Annotated in this window: 3 protein-coding genes; 2 read left to right on the top strand and 1 reads right to left on the bottom strand. The window is 66.2% G+C overall.

Features of this window, described 5'->3' with window-relative positions:
• A partial coding sequence (locus tag E1258_RS31985; RefSeq protein WP_132407630.1) for a helix-turn-helix transcriptional regulator occupies positions 1 to 228 on the bottom strand: 228 nt, incomplete at its 3' end.
• Between the two features lie 533 nt (positions 229 to 761).
• Between E1258_RS31985 and E1258_RS31990 the strand changes: the two genes are divergently transcribed.
• A complete protein-coding gene (locus E1258_RS31990; protein WP_132407632.1) occupies positions 762 to 1,196 on the top strand; it encodes an NUDIX domain-containing protein in 435 nt (144 codons plus the stop codon).
• Between the two features lie 37 nt (positions 1,197 to 1,233).
• On the top strand, positions 1,234 to 2,438 hold a 1,205-nt coding region (locus E1258_RS31995), incomplete at its 3' end, for a radical SAM/SPASM domain-containing protein (RefSeq protein WP_132407634.1).

Raw genomic sequence — 2,438 nt, forward strand, 5'->3', positions numbered from 1 at the left:
CATCAAGGCGCCGCCGGTCATCAACGCCTTGTCGCAGGCCTCGACAAATTCGCGGGAGGGAAACCGGTCCGCTGTCTCGACCCGACGCACCAGGTCGGCACTGAATCGGATCATGGCACCCAGCCGTGCCTGCGAGAGGTTGGCGTGCTCCCGTAGTCGCCGTAGCTCGGCGCCGAAGAAGTGGCGCTCGGACATGGACGGTTGGAGCACCCGCGGGGTCTGGCCCATGACACCGCCTTCTTGGGCTGCTCACCTCTGATTGGCAGTGAGCAGCGTGGACATCGCACACATAGGGTCACTCAGCGTTCAGCGCGGCGCAACCATGAATGACGGAGCGGGCGTCGATCTGGGCTCGCATGGTGGGCGTGCCGCATGCGGACAATCACGTCGTCCGCATGTTCTGTATTCACGGCAGCGGCGCGAAGGACGAGTGTGGAGAACGGGGCATTGATTGCCCGTCGATCCCGTAACGAAACATGACGCTTCTGGGAGTTGATCATGGAGCGCGAGACAAAGCCGTCCGTCGCCATCGTGGTTCATGCCGGCGTGAAAATGCGTTCACAGCTCCGGGCATCACGCGGTGATCTAAGGCAGCACCCTTGGGACGGGTTGCTTAATCTTCGTGCCGCACGGTCACCGGACCTAGACTCAAGGTCGTTTGCCCAGCGACCGGTGGTCTGTCCCAGCATCATGTGTCGTCGTGGCCGTGATCTCCGGGCCTGCAAGCGTCTGAATTCCTACGAGTGAAGAGGGGTCCTCCCATGCCCGAGCGGGTCACCAAGGACAAGGTTCTCTGCTACGTCGTACGTGACGGCAAACTGCTGGTCTTCCGGCACACCGACTACAGCTATGAGGAAGTCGGCATCCAGGTTCCGGCAGGCAGCATCCGCGTCGGCGAGACGCCGGAGGCGGCGGCGCTGCGCGAGGCCCGGGAGGAAACCGGCCTGAAGGACTTCAAGATCGTGCGAAAGCTCGGCGAGACCGAGTACGACATCACCCCGTACCGGTTCGAACTCCAGCGCCGCCACGTCTTCCACCTGGAACTCACCGAGCCGACGTCGGAGCGGTGGATGAGCCAGGAGGACCACGACGGGGAGCAGGAGCCGACGCACTTCGAATGCTTCTGGATTCCGCTGGAGGCAGCCCACGTTCTCCAGTCGGGCCAGGGCGCCCTGCTGGGACGCCTGTACGACTGATTCCCCGCCCGGTCACGGCCACCCTGGGAGGCAGCCGATGTACGGAACCACCGAACAGCACGACCCGACGGCCCACCTGTACCGCAGCCTCGACGTCGAAGACGCCGACAATGCCGTATCGGTGATCCTGAAGCTGCGGGGTGAGACCTGTGACATCGACTGCCTGTACTGCTACGAGAAACGCAAGGAGGTCCCGGGGGGAGCCCGGATCGACGCCGGGCAGGTGCGTCGGCTCGCCGAACTCTTCTCGGGGCGTCCACTCGCCGTCGAACTGCATGGCGGCGAGCCGCTGACGGCCGGACGCGACCATGTCGCCAAGATCCTGCGCGAACTGGCGTCCCAGCCCAGCGTCGTGCGGGTATCGATGCAAACCAACGGCGTGCTGCTCGATGAGCAGTGGCTAGATCTGATCGACGCCCTGTACCCGCGTCTTCAGATCGGCATCTCCCTCGACGGGGACGAGGCGGGCAACGCCTGGCGGGTGGGTTACGACGGCCGGGCGGTGTACCCGCGCGTAGCCGTCGCGTTGCGGTTGTTGGCCGAGCGCGGTCGGAGGGTGGGCGTGATCGCCGCGGTCACTCCGACCGTGCTCGGCCGTGCCGAGGCCGTCCTGGACCACCTCGCTGGCTTCGAGGCGGTCAACGCCGTCAGTTTCGTGCCCTGCTTCGACGCCTCCGTCCAGGACCCCACCGCTGCGCAAGGGCATCGCCCTCCCGCGAGCCGACTCCTTCAGCGCGCGGCAATCCGCGGCCCTCAAGGGCCCGGGTGGGCGACCACCCCGGACCAATACGCCGAGTTCGTGCTCGCCGCGACCGTCCGCTGGATCGGCGCCGGGCATTTCACACGGCTGAAGCTGGAACCGGCCGTATCCACCATCCGACGGCTGCGCGGGCTGGATACCGGCTTCTGCCACTTCTCCAACCTGAAGTGCGACCACGTCTTCACGCTCTATCCGGACGGACGGCTCGGCAGCTGTGACGAGTTGCCCTGGCCTCAGGCGCAGCTCACCCTCTTGAACAAGGCTTCCGAGCAGAACGTGGTCGTCGCGGCTCAGCGGCGGCTGCCGCTGCTCAACCAGGGCAAGTCCCTGATGGGCCGGTGCACCACCTGCGCGTACCGGTCCGCGTGCGGTGGCGGCTGCGTGGCCACCCGCTGGCGTCAGGACCAGGCTGGCGACCAGGACGCCTACTGCGCCTACCGAATGCGGATGATCGACGGCATCGCCGCACTCCTCGCCCAGCC

Origin of the sequence: Micromonospora sp. KC207 (genome assembly GCF_004348615.1) — a bacterium.
Taxonomy (GTDB): domain Bacteria; phylum Actinomycetota; class Actinomycetes; order Mycobacteriales; family Micromonosporaceae; genus Micromonospora.

Coding starts and splice junctions, on each gene's coding strand:
- E1258_RS31990 (WP_132407632.1), top strand. CDS start 762: ATGCCCGAGCGGGTCACCAAGGACAAGGTTCTCTGCTACGTCGTACGT.